Source organism: Nesterenkonia sphaerica, assembly GCF_005771565.1.
In the GTDB taxonomy this organism is placed as follows: domain Bacteria; phylum Actinomycetota; class Actinomycetes; order Actinomycetales; family Micrococcaceae; genus Nesterenkonia; species Nesterenkonia sphaerica.
This window is the reverse complement of sequence record NZ_VAWA01000013.1, coordinates 1-18,103: the sequence shown is the minus strand read 5'-3', so window position 1 is coordinate 18,103 and position 18,103 is coordinate 1. Positions and strand designations below refer to the sequence as shown.

At 60.4% G+C, this 18,103-nt stretch carries 12 protein-coding genes, 2 tRNA genes and 3 rRNA genes; 6 read left to right on the top strand and 11 right to left on the bottom strand.

Annotation, left to right across the window (positions count from 1 at the left end; translation table 11 throughout):
• Entirely contained in the window at window positions 1-1,026 is a 1,026-nt protein-coding gene (locus FEF27_RS09845) for a CNNM domain-containing protein (RefSeq protein ID WP_243729193.1), read from the top strand.
• Window positions 1,027-1,128: 102 nt separating this feature from the next.
• Here the strand turns inward: FEF27_RS09845 and FEF27_RS13795 are convergent, their stop codons facing one another.
• The 3 genes from FEF27_RS13795 to FEF27_RS09835 form a co-directional block, all read right to left on the bottom strand.
• Complete coding sequence (locus FEF27_RS13795) at window positions 1,129-1,254, bottom strand: hypothetical protein (protein ID WP_279526795.1); 126 nt, start codon at window positions 1,252-1,254, stop codon at window positions 1,129-1,131.
• Between the two features lie 297 nt (window positions 1,255-1,551).
• Window positions 1,552-1,624 (bottom strand) — tRNA-Thr (locus FEF27_RS09840).
• A gap of 95 nt (window positions 1,625-1,719) precedes the next feature.
• The gene (locus tag FEF27_RS09835; RefSeq protein ID WP_138170689.1) at window positions 1,720-2,643 is read right to left on the bottom strand and encodes a thioredoxin domain-containing protein; all 924 of its coding nucleotides are present in this window, start codon (window positions 2,641-2,643) and stop codon (window positions 1,720-1,722) included.
• Window positions 2,644-2,763: 120 nt separating this feature from the next.
• Here FEF27_RS09835 and FEF27_RS09830 point away from each other — a divergent pair, with 120 nt between their 5' ends.
• The 3 genes from FEF27_RS09830 to FEF27_RS09820 all read left to right on the top strand — a co-directional run bounded on the left by FEF27_RS09830 (window position 2,764) and on the right by FEF27_RS09820 (window position 6,582).
• On the top strand, window positions 2,764-4,275 hold the full coding sequence (locus FEF27_RS09830; RefSeq protein WP_138170688.1) for an alpha,alpha-trehalose-phosphate synthase (UDP-forming): 1,512 nt from the start codon (window positions 2,764-2,766) through the stop codon (window positions 4,273-4,275).
• Between the two features lie 149 nt (window positions 4,276-4,424).
• Window positions 4,425-5,201: a trehalose-phosphatase gene (gene otsB, locus FEF27_RS09825; RefSeq protein ID WP_138170687.1), complete on the top strand. Its 777-nt coding sequence runs from the start codon at window positions 4,425-4,427 to the stop codon at window positions 5,199-5,201.
• Window positions 5,202-5,259: 58 nt separating this feature from the next.
• Window positions 5,260-6,582 carry a DUF4032 domain-containing protein gene (locus tag FEF27_RS09820; RefSeq protein WP_138170686.1) on the top strand — a complete coding sequence of 441 codons (1,323 nt, stop codon included), beginning with the start codon at window positions 5,260-5,262 and terminating at the stop codon, window positions 6,580-6,582.
• A gap of 13 nt (window positions 6,583-6,595) precedes the next feature.
• On the opposite strand, the gene ctlX is transcribed toward FEF27_RS09820, so the two are convergent.
• Window positions 6,596-7,546 (bottom strand): citrulline utilization hydrolase CtlX, encoded by a 951-nt coding sequence (gene ctlX, locus FEF27_RS09815; RefSeq protein ID WP_138170685.1) that lies wholly within the window; start codon window positions 7,544-7,546, stop codon window positions 6,596-6,598.
• A 2-nt stretch (window positions 7,547-7,548) separates the two neighbouring features.
• Window positions 7,549-8,577 carry an ornithine cyclodeaminase gene (locus FEF27_RS09810; protein ID WP_279526794.1) on the bottom strand — a complete coding sequence of 343 codons (1,029 nt, stop codon included), beginning with the start codon at window positions 8,575-8,577 and terminating at the stop codon, window positions 7,549-7,551.
• 135 nt (window positions 8,578-8,712) lie between these two features.
• On the opposite strand from FEF27_RS09810, the gene FEF27_RS09805 reads away from it, so the two are divergent.
• A complete protein-coding gene (locus FEF27_RS09805; RefSeq protein ID WP_138170683.1) occupies window positions 8,713-9,144 on the top strand; it encodes an Lrp/AsnC family transcriptional regulator in 432 nt (143 codons plus the stop codon).
• 44 nt (window positions 9,145-9,188) lie between these two features.
• Here FEF27_RS09805 and FEF27_RS09800 read toward each other — a convergent pair whose 3' ends face one another.
• Window positions 9,189-9,974, bottom strand: coding sequence for an IclR family transcriptional regulator (locus tag FEF27_RS09800; RefSeq protein WP_138170682.1), 786 nt, complete (start codon window positions 9,972-9,974; stop codon window positions 9,189-9,191).
• Window positions 9,975-10,044: 70 nt separating this feature from the next.
• On the opposite strand from FEF27_RS09800, the gene aceB reads away from it, so the two are divergent.
• The gene (aceB, locus tag FEF27_RS09795) at window positions 10,045-11,649 is read left to right on the top strand and encodes a malate synthase A (protein WP_138170681.1); all 1,605 of its coding nucleotides are present in this window, start codon (window positions 10,045-10,047) and stop codon (window positions 11,647-11,649) included.
• Window positions 11,650-11,657: 8 nt separating this feature from the next.
• Here aceB and FEF27_RS09790 read toward each other — a convergent pair whose 3' ends face one another.
• The 5 genes from FEF27_RS09790 to FEF27_RS09770 all read right to left on the bottom strand — a co-directional run bounded on the left by FEF27_RS09790 (window position 11,658) and on the right by FEF27_RS09770 (window position 18,099).
• Entirely contained in the window at window positions 11,658-12,263 is a 606-nt protein-coding gene (locus FEF27_RS09790; protein ID WP_166429987.1) for a hypothetical protein, read from the bottom strand.
• Window positions 12,264-12,398: 135 nt separating this feature from the next.
• Window positions 12,399-12,475, bottom strand: a tRNA-Pro gene (locus FEF27_RS09785).
• Between the two features lie 122 nt (window positions 12,476-12,597).
• A 5S ribosomal RNA gene (gene rrf, locus FEF27_RS09780) occupies window positions 12,598-12,714 on the bottom strand.
• A gap of 362 nt (window positions 12,715-13,076) precedes the next feature.
• A 23S ribosomal RNA gene (locus FEF27_RS09775) occupies window positions 13,077-16,191 on the bottom strand.
• Window positions 16,192-16,571: 380 nt separating this feature from the next.
• Window positions 16,572-18,099: ribosomal RNA gene (locus FEF27_RS09770) — 16S ribosomal RNA — on the bottom strand.
• The 16S, 23S and 5S rRNA genes sit together here with 1 tRNA gene alongside, the layout of an rRNA operon.
• Window positions 18,100-18,103: the final 4 nt, after the last annotated feature.

Genomic DNA, 18,103 nt, shown 5'->3' with positions numbered 1-18,103 from the left:
GTGTCTGTCATCACTGTAGGCCTGATCGTCTTGTCGGCTTTTTTCGTCATCATCGAGTTTGCCCTACTAGCTGTGCGGCGGCACCGGTTAGAAGAAAACGCAGAGTCCAGTGCCTCAGCTCGAGCTGCTTTGCGCAGCCTCAACGAGCTCACCCTCATGCTCGCCGGTGCCCAGTTAGGCATTACGGCTTGCACGTTCGCACTTGGCGCAATTACCAAACCTGCAGTGCAATATGCCATGAGGCCATTGTTCACCAATTGGGGATTGCCGCCGTGGATCGCAGATCCTGTTGCATTTGCTCTGGCTTTGATTCTTGTGACGTTCTTGCACCTAGTCGTAGGTGAAATGACGCCGAAATCCTGGGCTATTGCACACCCTGAACGTTCCGCACGATTGATAGCACTGCCAGCACGCGCTTTTATCAGCGCATTCCGTCCACTGCTGGCCTGGATCAACAACATGGCCAACCGACTTGTCGCTGCCACAGGCGTTGAGCCGGTCAATCGGGCAGCAGCCGCCGGTTATGATTCCCAGACCATTCAGCGCCTCGTCGACGACTCCACCCTTGCAGGTGTCCTTGATGAAGCCTCGGGTTCTCAGATCTCGCGCATCATCGGGCTCGAATCGGTCAAGGTGTCGGATGTGATCGCTACCCGGAGCAGAACCCCTACCGAGGTCCCGGCTACCGCGACGGTCGCCGACGTCCAAGTCGCCGCCCAAGTCAGCGGCCATCTGCGGATTCTCATCGCTCCAGAACGACCACAGCCCCCCCGTGTGGTCCACGTGAGAGACACTTTGGACGCAGCAGATGATCAGCTGGCTGAAGAATTCGCTCGGCCGGCGCTCGTCGTCGCCTCCGAGACCTCGGTCTACGAGGCCTTCTTACAGATGCGGTCAAACAGTGAGCAACTGGCTGTAGTGAGGGATGGCCAAAGGTTCCTCGGAGTGATCACCTGGGCAGACGTGCTGAAGCAGGTCTGGCCAGCTGTAGAAGAACAAATGACCGACACTTCTCGATCTAAGTGACATCGCCCAGCGTGACGACCATGTGCGATTACGAAACGCTCCGCTCCCGATCGCAGCATCGGGAGTCCAGTTCGCCAATACGGAACGGGCCGTGCCCCCTCTTCAGGAGAGGCCGATGGTAATGCGGTAGAACTCCGCCTCCGATGGCTCCTCCAGATCCCCAGAGGCCTCCTCCACCCCGGAGACCTCGCCGGATGGTGGCGCCTCGACGGGAGACCCCCGTCGCATTTCAGACCACGACCTCTTTTCTCACGTATGCGTTGGCAGTGGAATTCGATGCTCCTCTCTGACGTCTAAGTGTGAAAAGGAACGGTCTGAGCTGAGGGCACCGAGAAAAACGCAGATTCCCGCAAGGACAAACCCTTCCCTATGCCTTAGCTTGGGAAACTTGCCGGGTGGATGCCCGCCGCCGAGGAGAGCGTCATTTCGGTGATGGGAAGAATCCGCCGTACCGAGTACGAACCACGTTGCCCAAACGTTCGAACTGTGAGCTAGTCAAATGCGTCTGAGTCGGGATTTTAGCGGAGCCCCCTCCCGGGTTCGAACCGAGGACCTACTGTTTACAAGACAGTTGCTCTACCAGCTGAGCTAAGGAGGCGTGGGCTGCTCAAGAGGGCGCAGCACCAACACATTATTCTAGCGCCGGGTCGGCAGTTCTGACCAACTGAGAGGTCAGGCGCACCACCGTCAGTACTACTCGTCGGCGGCGTCGTCCTCGTCTATCTCCTCTTCCTCGACGTCCTCTACATCATCTTCGAGCTCATCGGTGAGGTCCTCGCCGGTCTCACTCTGGTATTCCTCCACGGCAGCGAGGATGACCTCCCCGGTGGCCATAATGTCTTGGACTTCCTCGCCGTCGACGTAGATAGTCGGTGTCGCTGTCACGCCGTTGGCGCTGGCCAGGCCGGTGGTGTAACTGACGAAGGCGCGGAAGTCTCCACCCTCGATGCAGTCGGAGATGTCCACCCCGTAGTCGTTCTCCGCACGGCCAGCGAGCTCCTCGTTCGAATACTCCGCACCCTGTGCCCGTTCAGCGGTGACGGTCCCGAGGAACGGTGAATAGTGTTCTGGATGCTCTTCTGCCATACAGGCGAAAGCATTGGCGGCGCGCGCTGAGTAGGCCATCGGCTGGAACTGAACGGACCGGTACTCGAGGGTGATCGCGCCTGCGTCCACCCAATCGGTGAGCATCTGGTGGTAGGCGGACTCAAAGCTGCCGCAGCCCGGGCAGGCCGCATCGGTGTAGATCACCACATGCGGGGGCTCGCCCTCTTCACGCGGCTCGACCCCAACTGGCGGCTCCTCCGGCGATTCCGCCGCCGGGACGCCCTCCAAGTCCTCCGCATCTACGGTGCCGATGTCATCACCCTCGGCCAGTTCGGAGGAGGAGGTGAGCACGAACCCGCCCTGCTCATTGGCTGCAGCGGGCGCCGGACCCTCGGTGTAGCTACCGTTGTCATCGCGGTTGACGACCCAAAGCGTCAGACCGACCACTACTGCGACTGCCACCACCACGACGCCGATGCGCAGCAGCAGAGACTGCATCTTCTGCTTGCGCTCCTGCTCCTGCTGCAGTTTGCGGGCCTTTTCGCGCGCGCTGGCTCCATTACGTGCCATAGGTGAAGGGACTCCCAATGATGACGGTCTGCGGATTGTGAACGACAGCTACCAGAATACCGTTCGTGTCGAACCGCTCGGGGTAGGGTGAAACAAAGAGCCGAAAGGGGCGCACACGCCATGACGGAGACTGTCGAAAAGGACGCCTACCAGGCCGGGTACGAGTTCGTAGTGGTCGCCAACCGGCTGGCGGTCAACCGAGTCACCGCCAAGGACGGCTCCACAGGCTGGCAGCGTTCCCCGGGCGGACTGGTCACCGCCCTAGCTCCGATCATGTCCAGTTCAGGAGGCGCCTGGGTCGGCTGGCACGGCGCCGCAGATGAAACTTTGGAGCCCTTCGACCACGACAGCATGCACCTCCACCCGGTGCCGCTGAGCGGGCAGGAGGTCGAAGACTTCTACGAAGGTTTCTCCAACGGCACCCTGTGGCCGCTCTATCACGACGTCATTGCCCGTCCGCTGTTCCACCGGCACTGGTGGGACGCCTATCAGCAGGTCAATCAGCGATTCGCGGAGGCGGCAGCCAAGGTCGCCGCAGAGAATGCCACAGTGTGGGTTCAGGACTATCAGCTGCAGCTTGTCCCACAGATGCTGCGAGAACTCCGCCCGGACGTCAAGATCGGATTCTTCAACCACATCCCGTTTCCCCCGCCGGGTCTCTTCGCCCAGCTGCCGTGGCGTCACGCGGTGATGAAGGGACTGCTCGGTGCTGATCTGATCGGTTTCCAGCGGGAGTCCGACGCTAAGAACTTTCAGCGCGCCGTCCGCGCCAGGCTGGGTTTCTACATCAAGTCAGACAGGGTCTTTGTTCCGTGGGAGGACGACGCCGCAGCGCCCCTGGAAGGCTTCACCGCCGACCCAGCCCGCGGCACCGCGCCCCGGCAGCTGTCAGTACCGGCTGAAGGGACCTTCCGGACCTCGGAAGCCACAGCTTTCCCGATCTCGATCGACACCGACCGGATAGTGGAGCTCTCCAACGATCCCAAGATCATCTCCCGCGCCGCACAAATCCGCGCCGAACTCGGCAACCCGGACACGATCTTCCTCGGAGTGGACCGGCTGGACTACACCAAAGGCATTCGCCACCGGTTGAAGGCCTACGACGAGCTCCTCCAGGAGGGCAAGCTCCGCGTGGGCAAACACGCACTGGTGCAGATCGCCTCTCCCTCGCGCCAGGGTGTGGAGACCTACCAGCGGCTGCGCGACGAGATCGAACTGGCCGTGGGCCGGATCAACGGCGAGTTCGACACGATGGGCCATACCGCCATTCGGTACCTGCATCACTCCTATCCCGTTGAGGAGATGGTGGCGCTGTATTTGGCAGCCGACGTCATGCTGGTCACCGCGCTGCGTGACGGGATGAACCTGGTGGCCAAGGAATACGTGGCCGCCCGGCGCGATGGCACCGGTGTCCTGGTGCTCAGTGAGTTCACCGGTGCTGCCGACCAGCTCAGGCAGGCTCTGCTGATCAACCCGCATGACATCGACGAGCTCAAAGCCGCCATAGTGCAGGCGGCAGTGTTGGACCGCGAGGACGAGCAGAAACGCATGCGCTCCCTGCGCCGCCAGGTGGTCAGCCACAATGTGCAACGCTGGGCGGAGGAGTTCATGCACCGGCTCCATGAGCTGTAGTGCGGCACACCCACCGAACTGATGGCTGATTCTGCTCCTGCCCACTCGGCTCAGTGGTCGATTCTGCCCGTGCAATGTGACAATCCGACCTGTTCCAGCGGTGAAATCGGCCACTGAGACACAGGCACCCTCGTGAACGGAGACTGAAGATGGCAATTCCCCCCGAATTGGACGCCGCTCTGCAGGATTTCGCCGCACAGCAGACCCTGCTGGTATGTGTCGATTTCGATGGCTGCGTGGCGGAACTGGTCGCCGACGCCGCGGCGGCTCGTCCTGTTCCAGTCAACGCTGAGGCCCTCGAACGGCTTGCCCAGGTGGACGGGGTGCGTCTGGCCTATGTCTCTGGCCGGCCGCTCCAGACGCTGCAGGAACTGGCCAGTCCCCCTGCGCCGGCGCTGCTGTTCGGCTCCCACGGCGCGGAGCGGTGGTTGGGCCCTGATTCGGCCGGGCTGGAGCTCGACGACGAGCAGGCCGCCGAGCGCCGGGAGGTGCTGAGCACCCTGGAGACTGTGGCGGCCGAGCATGAGGGCGCCTGGGTGGAGCACAAACCGGCGGGTGGGGCCATCCATGTCCGGCGCATGGATGACCCCACCCTGGGCGAGGCTGTCCTTGACCAGGCTCGCAGCGCACTCGCGTTGGTGGACGGCGCGCACATCAAAGAGGGCAAACAGGTCCTCGAAGCCTTGGTGGTGCAGTCTTCCAAAGGTGAGGCGATTGAGGAGCTTCGCGAGCTGACCTCCGCTGATGCGGTCTTCTTCGCCGGGGACGATGTCACCGATGAGCAGGGATTTGCGGTGCTGCGGGAGGGGGATGTGGGGCTCAAGGTCGGCCCTGGTGAAACCCGAGCGGACTTCCGGGTCCCCGAGCCCGCCAATCTTGCGGAAGTCCTGCATCGCATCGCCCAGCTCAGGGACCGCGCCAGCTGATCAGCACCGCAGGCGGAGTCCTCCCCTCAGGGAAGTGCTTACGCCTAGACTTTGGACCATGAGCACCGCCACCGGACTGAGCCTGACTGCTTCGGGCACCATCCCCCAAGAGCTGCTGGACCTACCGTGGCAGCTGCCGCTGGCCCAGTGGCCCGCCGATGTGTTGGCCGCTCTACCGCGGGGCATCTCGCGGCATATTGTGCGGTTCGCCTATCTGGGGGGGTCGGTCATCGCCATCAAGGAGACCTCGGAGCGCGCCGCCCGGCACGAATACCGCATGCTGCGCCAGCTGGGGCGGCTCGGGGCTCCCTGCGTCAAACCGGTCGCGGAGGTGACAGGGCGGGCCGACGAAAACGGGGAGCCGCTTTCACCAGCACTGGTCACCCGGCACCTGCGCTTCTCACTGCCCTACCGCGCGGTGTTCAACCAAATGATGCGCAAGGCCACGCTTCAGCGGCTGATCGATGCCCAGGCACTGCTGATGGTGGAGCTGCACCTGCTGGGCTTCTACTGGGGTGACGTCTCACTGTCCAACACCCTCTTCCGCCGTGATGCTGGAAACTTCAAGGCCTATCTGGTGGATGCCGAAACCGGTGAGCTGCATCCGAAGCTCTCCACCGGCCAGCGCGAATACGACCTGGAGGTCGCGCAGATCAACATTGCCGGTGAGCTGATGGACCTCATGGAAGGCGGGTTTGTCGATGAGGACGTCGACGCCGTGGCCACCAGCGGGCAGTTCATCGACTCATACCGGGGTCTGTGGCATGAACTCACCGGTGACACGGCATTCAATCCCGATCAGCAGTGGCTGATGGAGGAGCGGATCCGGCGGCTCAATGAACTGGGCTTCGATGTGGAGGAGTACGATATTCGTTCCGCCAGCGATGCTGGCCGCCTCCTACTGCGGCCCAAAGTGGTGGATCCGGGACACCATCAGCGCAGGCTGATGGCACTGACCGGTCTCGACGTGCAGGAAAACCAGGCCCGGCGGCTGTTGGGAGCAATCGATGCCTACCGAGCCGCCCACGATCCGCACGGGGATGAAGCCGTGGCGGCCCACATGTGGACCCAACAGGTGTTCCAGCCGATCATCAACAGGATTCCGCGAGAACTGCGCAACAAGCTTGAACCTGCAGAGATCATGCACCAGCTGCTGGACTACCGCTGGCAGCGCTCCGAGCGTGAGGGCCGGGACGTCCCATTGGAAGAGGCCCTTCCGTCATTTATCGAGGAGGAGCTGCGAGGTTACCGCGATGAAGCGATTCTGATGGTCAACCCGCCCACCGACGTGATGAAACAGTTGGAGCTGGGCGCTGACTCATCTGGCACCCAGGACGACGACGCCGGGAATGACGAGGACGCCTCCGCCTGGTATTCCTGAGAGAATTCGCCTCTCACTGGCGCCGGGGCAGATGAACTCCGGCCAGCATGCAGCGCACGGACCCGCCGGAGGATTCAATGGTGGAGACATCGCTGGTCAGAATCCGGGAGGTGCGTCTGATAGCCGCAACTTGGTCCGCCCGGAGTGCGCGGTAAGCGGTCGTGGACATCGCCAGAACAGGACCGGCGGAGCCGGTCAGCTGAAGCACATTGCCCGCGAATTGCTGGACCTGCGATTCCGACAGATCCACAATCGTCTCGCTCGAGCACCGCAGCTGATTGAGCACACCGTCGCGCTCAGCCGGCTGCGGGATTAGTCCGCTGGCCAGTACGGAGACGGTCTCTCCCACGCTCATCATCACGTTCGTGTGATAGATCGGCGTCCCGGAGGAGTCCACGGCGTCGAAGAGCACCGGCTCCAGGTCCAGCTCCGCGCAGTAACGCTGAAACAGTCGCGGGGTCAACCGGTGTGAGCGACACCCGAACGCGACGCCACGCCGATGGTCGATGACCACGGATCCGGTCCCCTCGAGAAACTCGCCGCCGTCCTCTTCGGCGCTGAAGTCCAACACCTCACGAATCTCGAACTCGCGCGCCAGCAGCTCCAGCACGTCTGAGCGGCGCTCATGCCGGCGGTTTGGCGCGAACATGGGGCACAACACCACCCGGCCGTCGGCATGGGTGGTGAACCAGTTATTGGGAAAGACGCTGTCCGGGCTCAGGCCCTGCTCATCGTCAACCAGCGTGACTCCGATGCCTTCCCGGGTCAACGCCTCCGCCAGCTGTGTGCTTTCCCGGTAGGCCTGCTCCGCTGCCGCTCTCCCTCCTTGAGTGAGATTTCGCTGAAAGGCGTTGTCAGCGGCGGTGTCCGGGTTGACGGAGAACCGGTGCGGCCGCACCATCACCACATGAGACGGCGACTGGATGGGCACCAGGTGTGCTGCGGTGAGAAGCTCGGCGCTCATCACTAGCCCACCGGTTTCAAGGTGTTCACCAGAGAGAACAGGTCCTTGGGATCCTCCGGGTCTGCCACCAGGTCGATGTAGGTCTGCAGATCTGTTCCTGCAGTCGCGTCGCGGGCACAGCGCAACGCCGAGAAGTCCGCAATCGCGAAGCCCACGGAGTCAAAAATTGTGATCTGCTCAGCGGAGGTCCGACCCTCTTCCGCACCGGTGAGAACCTTCCAGAACTCGGTGACCGGAAAGTCCGGTGCCATCTGCTGAATCTCACCCTCAACACGCGTCTGCTCCGGAAACTCCACGAACACCTTGGCGCGGCGCAGCAGCTCGGGGTCGAGCTCTGTCTTGCCCGGGCAGTCACCTCCGACGGCATTGATATGCACCCCGGCGGGCACCTGCTCACTGCTCAGGATGGTGGCGCGGGCTTTATCAGCGGTGCACGTAGTCACGATATCGGCACCCACGACGGATTCCGACGTCGATCCGGCCTCCTGGATGTCGAAACCCAGGGGCTGTAGGTTGCGGCGAAGCTTCTCCACCGCAGCGGGGTCGACGTCGTAGACACGCAGTTGATCAATACCCATCAGGGCTCGGAAGGCCAGAGCCTGGAACTCTGCCTGGGATCCGGCACCGATCATCGCCATCACTTGGGCCCCGGGGCGGGCCACTCGCCGAGCGACCATCGCTGACGTGGCCGCCGTGCGGAGGGCGGTGAGCAGCGTCATCTCGGCAAGGAAAGTGGGGTACCCGTTGTCCACGTCGGCGAGCATGCCAAAGGCAGTCACTGTCTGGAAACCCCGGGCGGGATTGAACGGGTGGCCGTTGACGTACTTGAATGCATACTCCTTGGTGTCCGAGGTGGGCATCAGCTCGATGACACCAAAGGGCGTGTGGCTGGCCACCCGCGCCACCTTGTCGAAAGCTTCCCAACGCGCGAAGTCGGCTTCAAGGTACTCGACCATCGAGGCCATGATCGGCTCCACGCCGTCGCGCTGGATCCACCGCGTCATGTTCTTCACGTCCACAAATTCGGTCACTCCAAGGCCTCCGTCACTGGTGTTTACAGGGTATAAATCAAGAGTACGGATATCGATGTGCAAGCGAAATATCCACTTCGAGACATTTTTGCCAAACCATTGAACAGATTGTGACCATTTGAGTAGCATATTGTTATGGATGGTCTCAGTGATGTGGACCGGGCACTGATTTCTGAGCTCAGGCGCGATGGGCGGGCGCCAGTCTCGGTCCTGGCGGACCGGCTGGGAGTCTCCCGAGCCACGGTGACAAAGCGCATCGATCGCCTGACTGCGGAGGGAGTCATTGTCGGGTTCAGTGTGCGCGTCCGGAACCCGCAAGAAATTTCCGAGATCCGGGCCATCAGCCTCATTGAGCTCTTTGGACGGGCCACCAGTCAGGTCATTGCGGAGTTGCGGGGCTACCCGGAAATTACTGCTCTGCACACCACCAACGGCGCATGGGACCTTGTGGCGGAGATTTCGTGCCGTGACCTTCAGGAGTTCGATGCTCTGTTGACCCGGCTGCGCGGAGTCAAAGGAATCATGAACTCCGAGACAAGTCTGCTGCTGAGCTCGGTCGTGAGATGAGACCGACCATCAGAAGCACTGCGGGTGGCGGTGCCGGTCAGCGACTACCGCCGCAGGAGCTTACGCCCAATTTCTGTTGCAGTGCGGTTCATCAGCGGGACCGCATGCCGGACGAAGGCGTCATCCATGCGCGCAGTGGGGCCTGAAACTGACAGGCCCATGCGCGTGGGCCCGTGCGGAATGGAGACCGCCAGGCATCGGACTCCGATCTCCTGCTCCTCATCGTCCAACGCGTACCGCTGACGGGAGATGATGGGCAACTGCTCGAGAAGCGCGTCAGGGCGCGTCAGAGTCTTGGGGGTCATCGCGGGCATGCCGGTGGAGGCCAGCACTTCGCGAACCCGCTGCGGGTACATCGTTGCCAGCATCGCTTTGCCCACGCCGGTGGAGTGCATATAGGCCCGGCGCCCCACTTCGGTAAACATACGCATAGAGTGCGGCGAGGGGACCTGCGCAATGTAGACGACCATCTCCGACTCCATGGCGGCCATATTCACGCTCTCACCCAGCTCTGCCACCAGGGACTGCATCTGCGGTACGGCGAGTCCACCCAACTGGCGCGTGGCTCCCTCACCCAGCGGCACCAAGTGGGCCCCGAGGGCGTAGCGTTTGTCGGGCAGCTGATGAACCACCCCCAGGCCGATCAGCGTGTGGAGGAGGCGGTGCACCGTAGGGCCTGCCAGTCCGGATGCAGCCTTCAGCTCGCCGGCAGTGGCGCTTCCGTTGAATTGGACGAGGTCATCCAGCAGCCCGAAGGCGCGCTCGATCACCTGGACGCGCTGGGGTTGGCGTCTCGCGACCGAGTCCGTATCCCGGACCGTTTCTTCCATAGTATGGATTCTATGACATAGAAATAGGCATAGCGCAACCACCCGTCACAGTGATCTGAAGGAGCAATTCATGACCATCTCCGTCAACGCCCCCTATGAGGCCGAAGGTACCGAGCAGATTCTCACCGATGAGGCTCTGCAATTTGTTGAAGAGCTGCACGCACGGTTCGCGAAGACCCGAAACGAGGTGCTGAGCAACCGCGACGCCGCCCAGCAGCAGGCCGCCCGAACCGGCGCCATGGACTTTCCCGCAGAGACGGCTGAAGTGCGCGGAGGGGACTGGAAAGTTGCCGAGCAGCCCCAGAGCCTGGCTGACCGCCGGGTGGAGATTACGGGACCGCCAGCTCCGGCGAAAATGGCCATCAACGCGCTCAATTCCGGCGCGAAAGTGTGGTTGGCGTGCTTGGAGGATGCGCTGTCTCCCTCGTGGCAGAACGTCGTCTCAGGACAGAAGAACCTCTACGAGGCCGCCCGTGGCACGCTGCAGTTCACCTCCCCCGAGGGAAAGCAGTACACCCTCCGCGACGACGTGCCGCTGCCGGTGGTCGTGGTGCGTCCCCGCGGGTGGCACCTGCCAGAGAAGAACATCACTATCGACGGCGAACGCGCGATCGGGGCGTTGGTCGATTTCGGACTGCACTTCTTCCACAACGCTAAAGTCCTGAGCGAGAAGGGGACCGGCCCGTTCTATTACCTGCCGAAGCTTGAACACTACTTAGAGGCCCGGCTGTGGAATGACATCTTTACCTTCGCGGAGGAGAGGCTGGGAATCGACCATGGCACCGTCCGCGCCACGGTGCTGATTGAAACCATTCCGGCAGCTTTCCAGATGGACGAGATCCTTTACGAGCTGCGTGAACACGCTTCCGGTCTCAACGCGGGGCGCTGGGACTACCTGTTCAGCATCATCAAGTATTTCCGGGCCTCGGGTTCAGACTTTGTGCTCCCGGACCGGGCGCAGGTGTCCATGACTCAGCCGTTCATGCGCGCCTACACCGAGCTGCTGGTGAAGACCTGCCACCGCCGCGGAGCATTCGCCATGGGTGGCATGGCGGCCTTCATCCCAAACCGGCGCGAGCCTGAGGTCACCGCACAGGCCATGGAAAAGGTGCGCGACGACAAGGCCCGAGAAGCCCGGGACGGCTTCGACGGATCATGGGTCGCCCACCCGGACATGGTGGACCTCTGCGCGGAGGAGTTCAGCAAAGTCCTCGGAGACAAGACCAACCAGCTCGACCGACAGCGCGACGACGTCGAGGTCTCAGCGCAGGATCTGCTCAATATCGGCGCCGCAGAAGGCGAAGTCACCGAACAAGGCGTCCGCACCAATCTCTACGTCGCCGTCTACTACACCGCTGTGTGGCTCTCCGGCAACGGCGCGGTCGCCATTCACAATCTCATGGAGGACGCCGCCACCGCCGAGATCTCCCGCTCCCAGGTCTGGCAGCAGATCCATAACCAGACCGTGACCGCTGATACCGGGGCGCCGGTGACGAAGGACCTGGTGGAGAAACTCCTCAGCGACGAAGTCAGCCGCCTGCGCTCCGAGATCGACGACGCCGAGACGTTCAGCAAGTACTTCGAGCCAGCTGCCGATGTCGTCCGGCAGCTGGTGCTGGACACGGAGAACTACGAGGACTACCTCACCATTCCGGCCTATGAGGTGCTGCGCTGAACCAGCGGTTATAGGTCATGGTCTGTGAAGAGGCGCTCATCGGGGTCGGTGAGCGCCTCTTCCAGTAACGCCCGGTTAGCCTTCAGTGACTGCAGGTCCCGCTTAACCACTTGGTCCCGCGTCTTGGCCACAGCCTCAGCGACCAGATTGATTTGCGCTTTGAACTCTGCAGCGTGCTTCGGTTTCGCCGAGTCCGGCAACCCTAAGAACAGATCCAGAGTGCGTGGCAGATGCCGAGAGATGGTGTGAAACACCGCATCCTGCTGTTCGGGAGCTCGCTCCAGGGTGGCCCAGCGGTCGACGATCTCCTCAAGCCCGACTACTGTCATCCGCAGCTGGCCGTGGCTCGAGGGGGGAAACTGATGGGCCCTGCTCCGGACTGTTGCCTTCAGCTCGCCCAGGCGTTCTCGGAGGGACTGCTGTTGGCTGGTCAACTCGGCCCTTCTGCGCTGGAGGCTCAATTCGCGGCCGTAGAGCATCCCGTACGTCCCGCCTGCAGCGGCACCGCCCACCACGGCACCAGCAGCGAACGCCCAGGGGCTTGGCAGCATGAGAATGAGCAGCACCGCAAACCCAATCAGAAACGCTGCAGCGGAGGCCGAATACTTCAGCATTCTCTGCTGCTGTCCATTCTCTGGTGCTGGACCTTGATCTGTCACCAACTCAGCCTATCTGTGGAAAGTGGGCAGGTCCTCGACGCAGCACGCCGAGGACACCAGGTCGCCCGGGCAGCGGGCTGAGACTCCATATGGTCGGGGTGACAGGATTTGAACCTGCGGCCTCGTCGTCCCGAACGACGCGCGCTACCAAGCTGCGCTACACCCCGTGGCGCCATGTGACAAGTATTGAGTCTATCGCGGCACGGCACTCTGCAAGAAATCGGCAGAGACACAACTGAGGCCTGAACGCGGCGTCGTTGCCGTGCTCAGGCCTCAGTCTTTATGTTGTGTCCGGCGGTGTCCTACTCTCCCACACCCTTCCGGGTGCAGTACCATCGGCGCTGTGGGTCTTAGCTTCCGGGTTCGGGATGGGACCGGGCGTTTCCCCCACGCTATGACCGCCGTAACTCTTTCAACCCCGTCCCCCACCCCCTTCACAGGGGTGGGGGTGGGTAAGTCTTGGGTGGTGCGGATATGTGGTTTTCTGGTGTGGTCTGTTGTTGTTTCAGAACCGCATAGTGGACGCGTAGCACATAGAACACTTCAACACGAATGCTGCAGCGTGTTTGCCTGGCCCCCTCATACTCCCCCTTATGGTCCCTCTCGGGGCTCAATGGGGGTGGGGTGGTGTGTAAGTGGTCGGCTTATTAGTACCAGTCAACTGCACACATTGCTGTGCTTCCATTTCTGGCCTATCAACCCAGTGGTCTACTGGGAGCCTTCACACCTCAAAGGGTGATGGATTCGGGGCTCAATGGGGGTGGGGTGGTGTGTAAGTGGTCGGCTTATTAGTACCAGTCAACTGCACACATTGCTGTGCTTCCATTTCTGGCCTATCAACCCAGTGGTCTACTGGGAGCCTTCACACCTCAAAGGGTGATGGAGATCTTATCTTGAAGCCGGCTTCCCACTTAGATGCTTTCAGCGGTTATCCATCCCGAACGTAGCTAATCAGCGGTGCCCTTGGCAGGACAACTGACACACCAGAGGTTCGTCCGTCCCGGTCCTCTCGTACTAAGGACAGACCTTCTCAAATCTCCTACGCGCGCAGCGGATAGGGACCGAACTGTCTCACGACGTTCTAAACCCAGCTCGCGTACCGCTTTAATGGGCGAACAGCCCAACCCTTGGGACCAACTCCAGCCCCAGGATGCGACGAGCCGACATCGAGGTGCCAAACCATGCCGTCGATATGGACTCTTGGGCAGGATCAGCCTGTTATCCCCGAGGTACCTTTTATCCGTTGAGCGACGGCCCTTCCATACGGTGCCGCCGGATCACTAGTCCCAACTTTCGTTCCTGCTCGAGATGCCTCTCTCACAGTCAAGCTCCCTTGTGCACTTACACTCAACACCTGATTGCCAACCAGGCTGAGGGAACCTTTGGGCGCCTCCGTTACTCTTTAGGAGGCAACCGCCCCAGTTAAACTACCCACCAGGCACTGTCCCTGGACCCGATCAGGGCCCGAAGTTAGATGCCTAACAACACCAGAGTGGTATTTCAACGATGACTCCACCCCCACTAGCGTGAGGGCTTCGACGTCTCCCACCTATCCTACACAAGTGATGTCAAACACCAATACCAAGCTATAGTAAAGGTCTCGGGGTCTTTCCGTCCTGCTGCGCGTAACGAGCATCTTTACTCGTAGTGCAATTTCGCCGAGTTCACGGTTGAGACAGCGGGGAAGTCGTTACTCCATTCGTGCAGGTCGGAACTTACCCGACAAGGAATTTCGCTACCTTAGGATGGTTATAGTTACCACCGCCGTTTACCGGGGCTTAAATTCTCCGCTTCGCAGCCAAAGCCGCTAACAGGTCCTCTTAACCTTCCGGCACCGGGCAGGAGTCAGTCCGTATACCTCGTCTTACGACTTCGCACGGACCTGTGTTTTTAGTAAACAGTCGCTTCCCCCTGGTCTCTGCGACCACCACCAGCTACCAACCGCGAAGGGCTGGGCACCAGGGTGGTCCCCCTTCTCCCGAAGTTACGGGGGCATTTTGCCGAGTTCCTTAACCGTGATTCTCTCGATCGCCTTAGTATTCTCTACCTGACTACCTGTGTCGGTTTAGGGTACGGGCGGCTAAAACCTCGCGTCGATGCTTTTCTTGGCAGCATAGGATCACCGGATCCCCACCCAAAGGTGGGGCCCATCAAATCTCAGGCACACAGACCACGGATTTACCTATGGTCCGCCCTACATTCTTAGACCCAGACAACCATCGCTGGGCCCGGCTACCTTCCTGCGTCACACCTGTTAATACGCTCGCTCCACCACATCAGGTCCCACGCTAGTCCCACACCGTGGGCACCAAAGGCGCCCATCAGCATGGTTTCGGGTGGTTAGTCTCAGTAGTTTCGCGTGGGCGGTTCTTCGCCGGTACGGGAATATCAACCCGTTATCCATCGACTACGCCTGTCGGCCTCGCCTTAGGCCCCGACTAACCCAGGGCAGATTAGCTTGACCCTGGAACCCTTAGTCATTCGGCGGACACGTTTCTCACGTGTCTTTCGCTACTCATGCCTGCATTCTCACTCCAACACACTCCACAACAAGCTTACGCTGCTGCTTCACCGCAGTGTCGGACGCTCCCCTACCCACCCAACCCCCACAACGAGGGCTGAATGCCACAGTTTCGGCGGTGTGCTTGAGCCCCGCTACATTGTCGGCGCGGAATCACTTGACCAGTGAGCTATTACGCACTCTTTCAAGGGTGGCTGCTTCTAAGCCAACCTCCTGGTTGTCTCAGCAACTCCACATCCTTTCCCACTTAGCACACGCTTAGGGGCCTTAACCGGTGGTCTGGGCTGTTTCCCTCTCGACGATGAAGCTTATCCCCCACCGTCTCACTGCTGAGCTCTCACATCACTGGCATTCGGAGTTTAGTTGACGTCAGTAACCTTGTAGGGCCCATCAGCCATCCAGTAGCTCTACCTCCAGGATGAAACACTCAACGCTGCACCTAAATGCATTTCGGGGAGAACCAGCTATCACAGAGTTTGATTGGCCTTTCACCCCTACCCACAGCTCATCCCCCCAGTTTTCAACCTAGGTGGGTTCGGGCCTCCACGTGCTCTTACACACGCTTCACCCTGGCCATGGGTAGATCACTCCGCTTCGGGTCTAGACCCAGCAACTAAAAACGCCCTATTCAGACTCGCTTTCGCTACGGCTACCCCACACGGGTTAACCTCGCTACTGAGCACTAACTCGCAGGCTCATTCTTCAAAAGGCACGCCATCACACACCACACGGGCATGCTTTGACGGATTGTAGGCACATGGTTTCAGGTACTCTTTCACTCCCCTCCCGGGGTACTTTTCACCATTCCCTCACGGTACTGATTCACTATCGGTCAACAGGGAGTATTCAGGCTTACCAGATGGTCCTGGCAGATTCACACACGATTCCTCGAGCCGCGTGCTACTCGAGAACACACCACAGGCCGGCCGTACGCATTACCACTACGGGACTCACACCCTCTACGGTGACCGTCTCAACAGTCTTCGCATATACGCCGACACCTCAACCCAGAGGACCGGTGGATCCTCCACGGGTGGTCTCACAACCCCAGCAACGCAACCCCCACCGGGTATCACACGCCACTGGTTTAGCCCCATACGCTTTCGCTCGCCACTACTCACGCAATCACTCTTGTTTTCTCTTCCTGCCGGTACTGAGATGTTTCACTTCCCGACGTTCCTCCCACCACGCCTATACATTCAGCGTGGGGTGACACACCACTACAGCATGCCGGGTTTCCCCATTCGGACATCCTGGCCTCAACGCTCGGTTATCAGCTCCACCAGGCTTATCGCAGATTCCCACGTCCTTCATCAGCTCCTGTTGCCAAGGCATCCACCATGCGCCCTTAAACACTTACGACACACAAAAAATACACAAACAAACAAAAAAGATGCTCGCGTCCACTATGCAGTTCCCAAACAACAACCCCCACCCCAACCACCACAGACCACACAGCCTGCAGCAGCCACAAAAGCAAGGACCACAATCCAAAGGCCTATAGCCTCAGGACCCAACAGTGCGCCACACACCACAACAACAACACCAACCAGCACACCTTTTCCACCACCAGCCCCCCCACAGGGAACCAACAGGTACTTCAGCACACCCAGCCAGCATCACCACCGTGATGGCCCCGACACGCGGAGCATTCATTGAAAATTCCACCCATGAGCAAACCCCCCAGCAGCACATTCGGCCACATCAAGAGGGCGGACCCCACTCGGGCCCAAGCTCCTTAGAAAGGAGGTGATCCAGCCGCACCTTCCGGTACGGCTACCTTGTTACGACTTAGTCCCAATCGCCAGTCCCACCTTCGACCATTCCCCCCAAAAAACTGGTTAGGCCATGAGCTTCGGGTGTTACCAACTTTCGTGACTTGACGGGCGGTGTGTACAAGGCCCGGGAACGTATTCACCGCAGCATTGCTGATCTGCGATTACTAGCGACTCCAACTTCACGAAGTCGAGTTGCAGACTTCGATCCGAACTGAGACCGGCTTTTAGGGATTAGCTCCACCTCACGGTATCGCAACCCACTGTACCGGCCATTGTAGCATGCGTGAAGCCCAAGACATAAGGGGCATGATGATTTGACGTCGTCCCCACCTTCCTCCGAGTTGACCCCGGCAGTCTCCCATGAGTCCCCACCATCACGTGCTGGCAACATAAGACAAGGGTTGCGCTCGTTGCGGGACTTAACCCAACATCTCACGACACGAGCTGACGACAACCATGCACCACCTGTGAACCAGCCCCGAAGGGAAACTGCATCTCTGCAGCGATCCGGTCCATGTCAAGCCTTGGTAAGGTTCTTCGCGTTGCATCGAATTAATCCGCATGCTCCGCCGCTTGTGCGGGCCCCCGTCAATTCCTTTGAGTTTTAGCCTTGCGGCCGTACTCCCCAGGCGGGGCACTTAATGCGTTAGCTACGGCGCGGAAAACGTGGAATGTCCCCCACACCTAGTGCCCAACGTTTACGGCATGGACTACCAGGGTATCTAATCCTGTTCGCTCCCCATGCTTTCGCTCCTCAGCGTCAGTAACAGCCCAGAGACCTGCCTTCGCCATCGGTGTTCCTCCTGATATCTGCGCATTTCACCGCTACACCAGGAATTCCAGTCTCCCCTACTGCACTCCAGCCTACCCGTACCCACTGCACACCCGAGGTTGAGCCCCGGGCTTTCACAGCAGACGTGGCAAACCGCCTACGAGCTCTTTACGCCCAATAATTCCGGATAACGCTCGCGCCCTACGTATTACCGCGGCTGCTGGCACGTAGTTAGCCGGCGCTTCTTCTGCAAGTACCGTCACAAAAAGCTTCTTCCTTGCTGAAAGCGGTTTACAACCCGAAGGCCGTCATCCCGCACGCGGCGTCGCTGCATCAGGCTTGCGCCCATTGTGCAATATTCCCCACTGCTGCCTCCCGTAGGAGTCTGGGCCGTGTCTCAGTCCCAGTGTGGCCGGTCACCCTCTCAGGCCGGCTACCCGTCATCGTCTTGGTAAGCCATTACCTCACCAACAAACTGATAGGCCGCGAGTCCATCCAAAACCGCAAAAGCTTTCCACCAGCCCCCATGCGGAGACCAGTCATATCCGGTATTAGACCCAGTTTCCCGGGCTTATCCCAGAGTCAAGGGAAGGTTACTCACGTGATACTCACCCGTTCGCCACTAATCCACCAGTGCAAGCACCAGCATCATCGTTCGACTTGCATGTGTTAAGCACGCCGCCAGCGTTCATCCTGAGCCAGGATCAAACTCTCCATCAAAAAA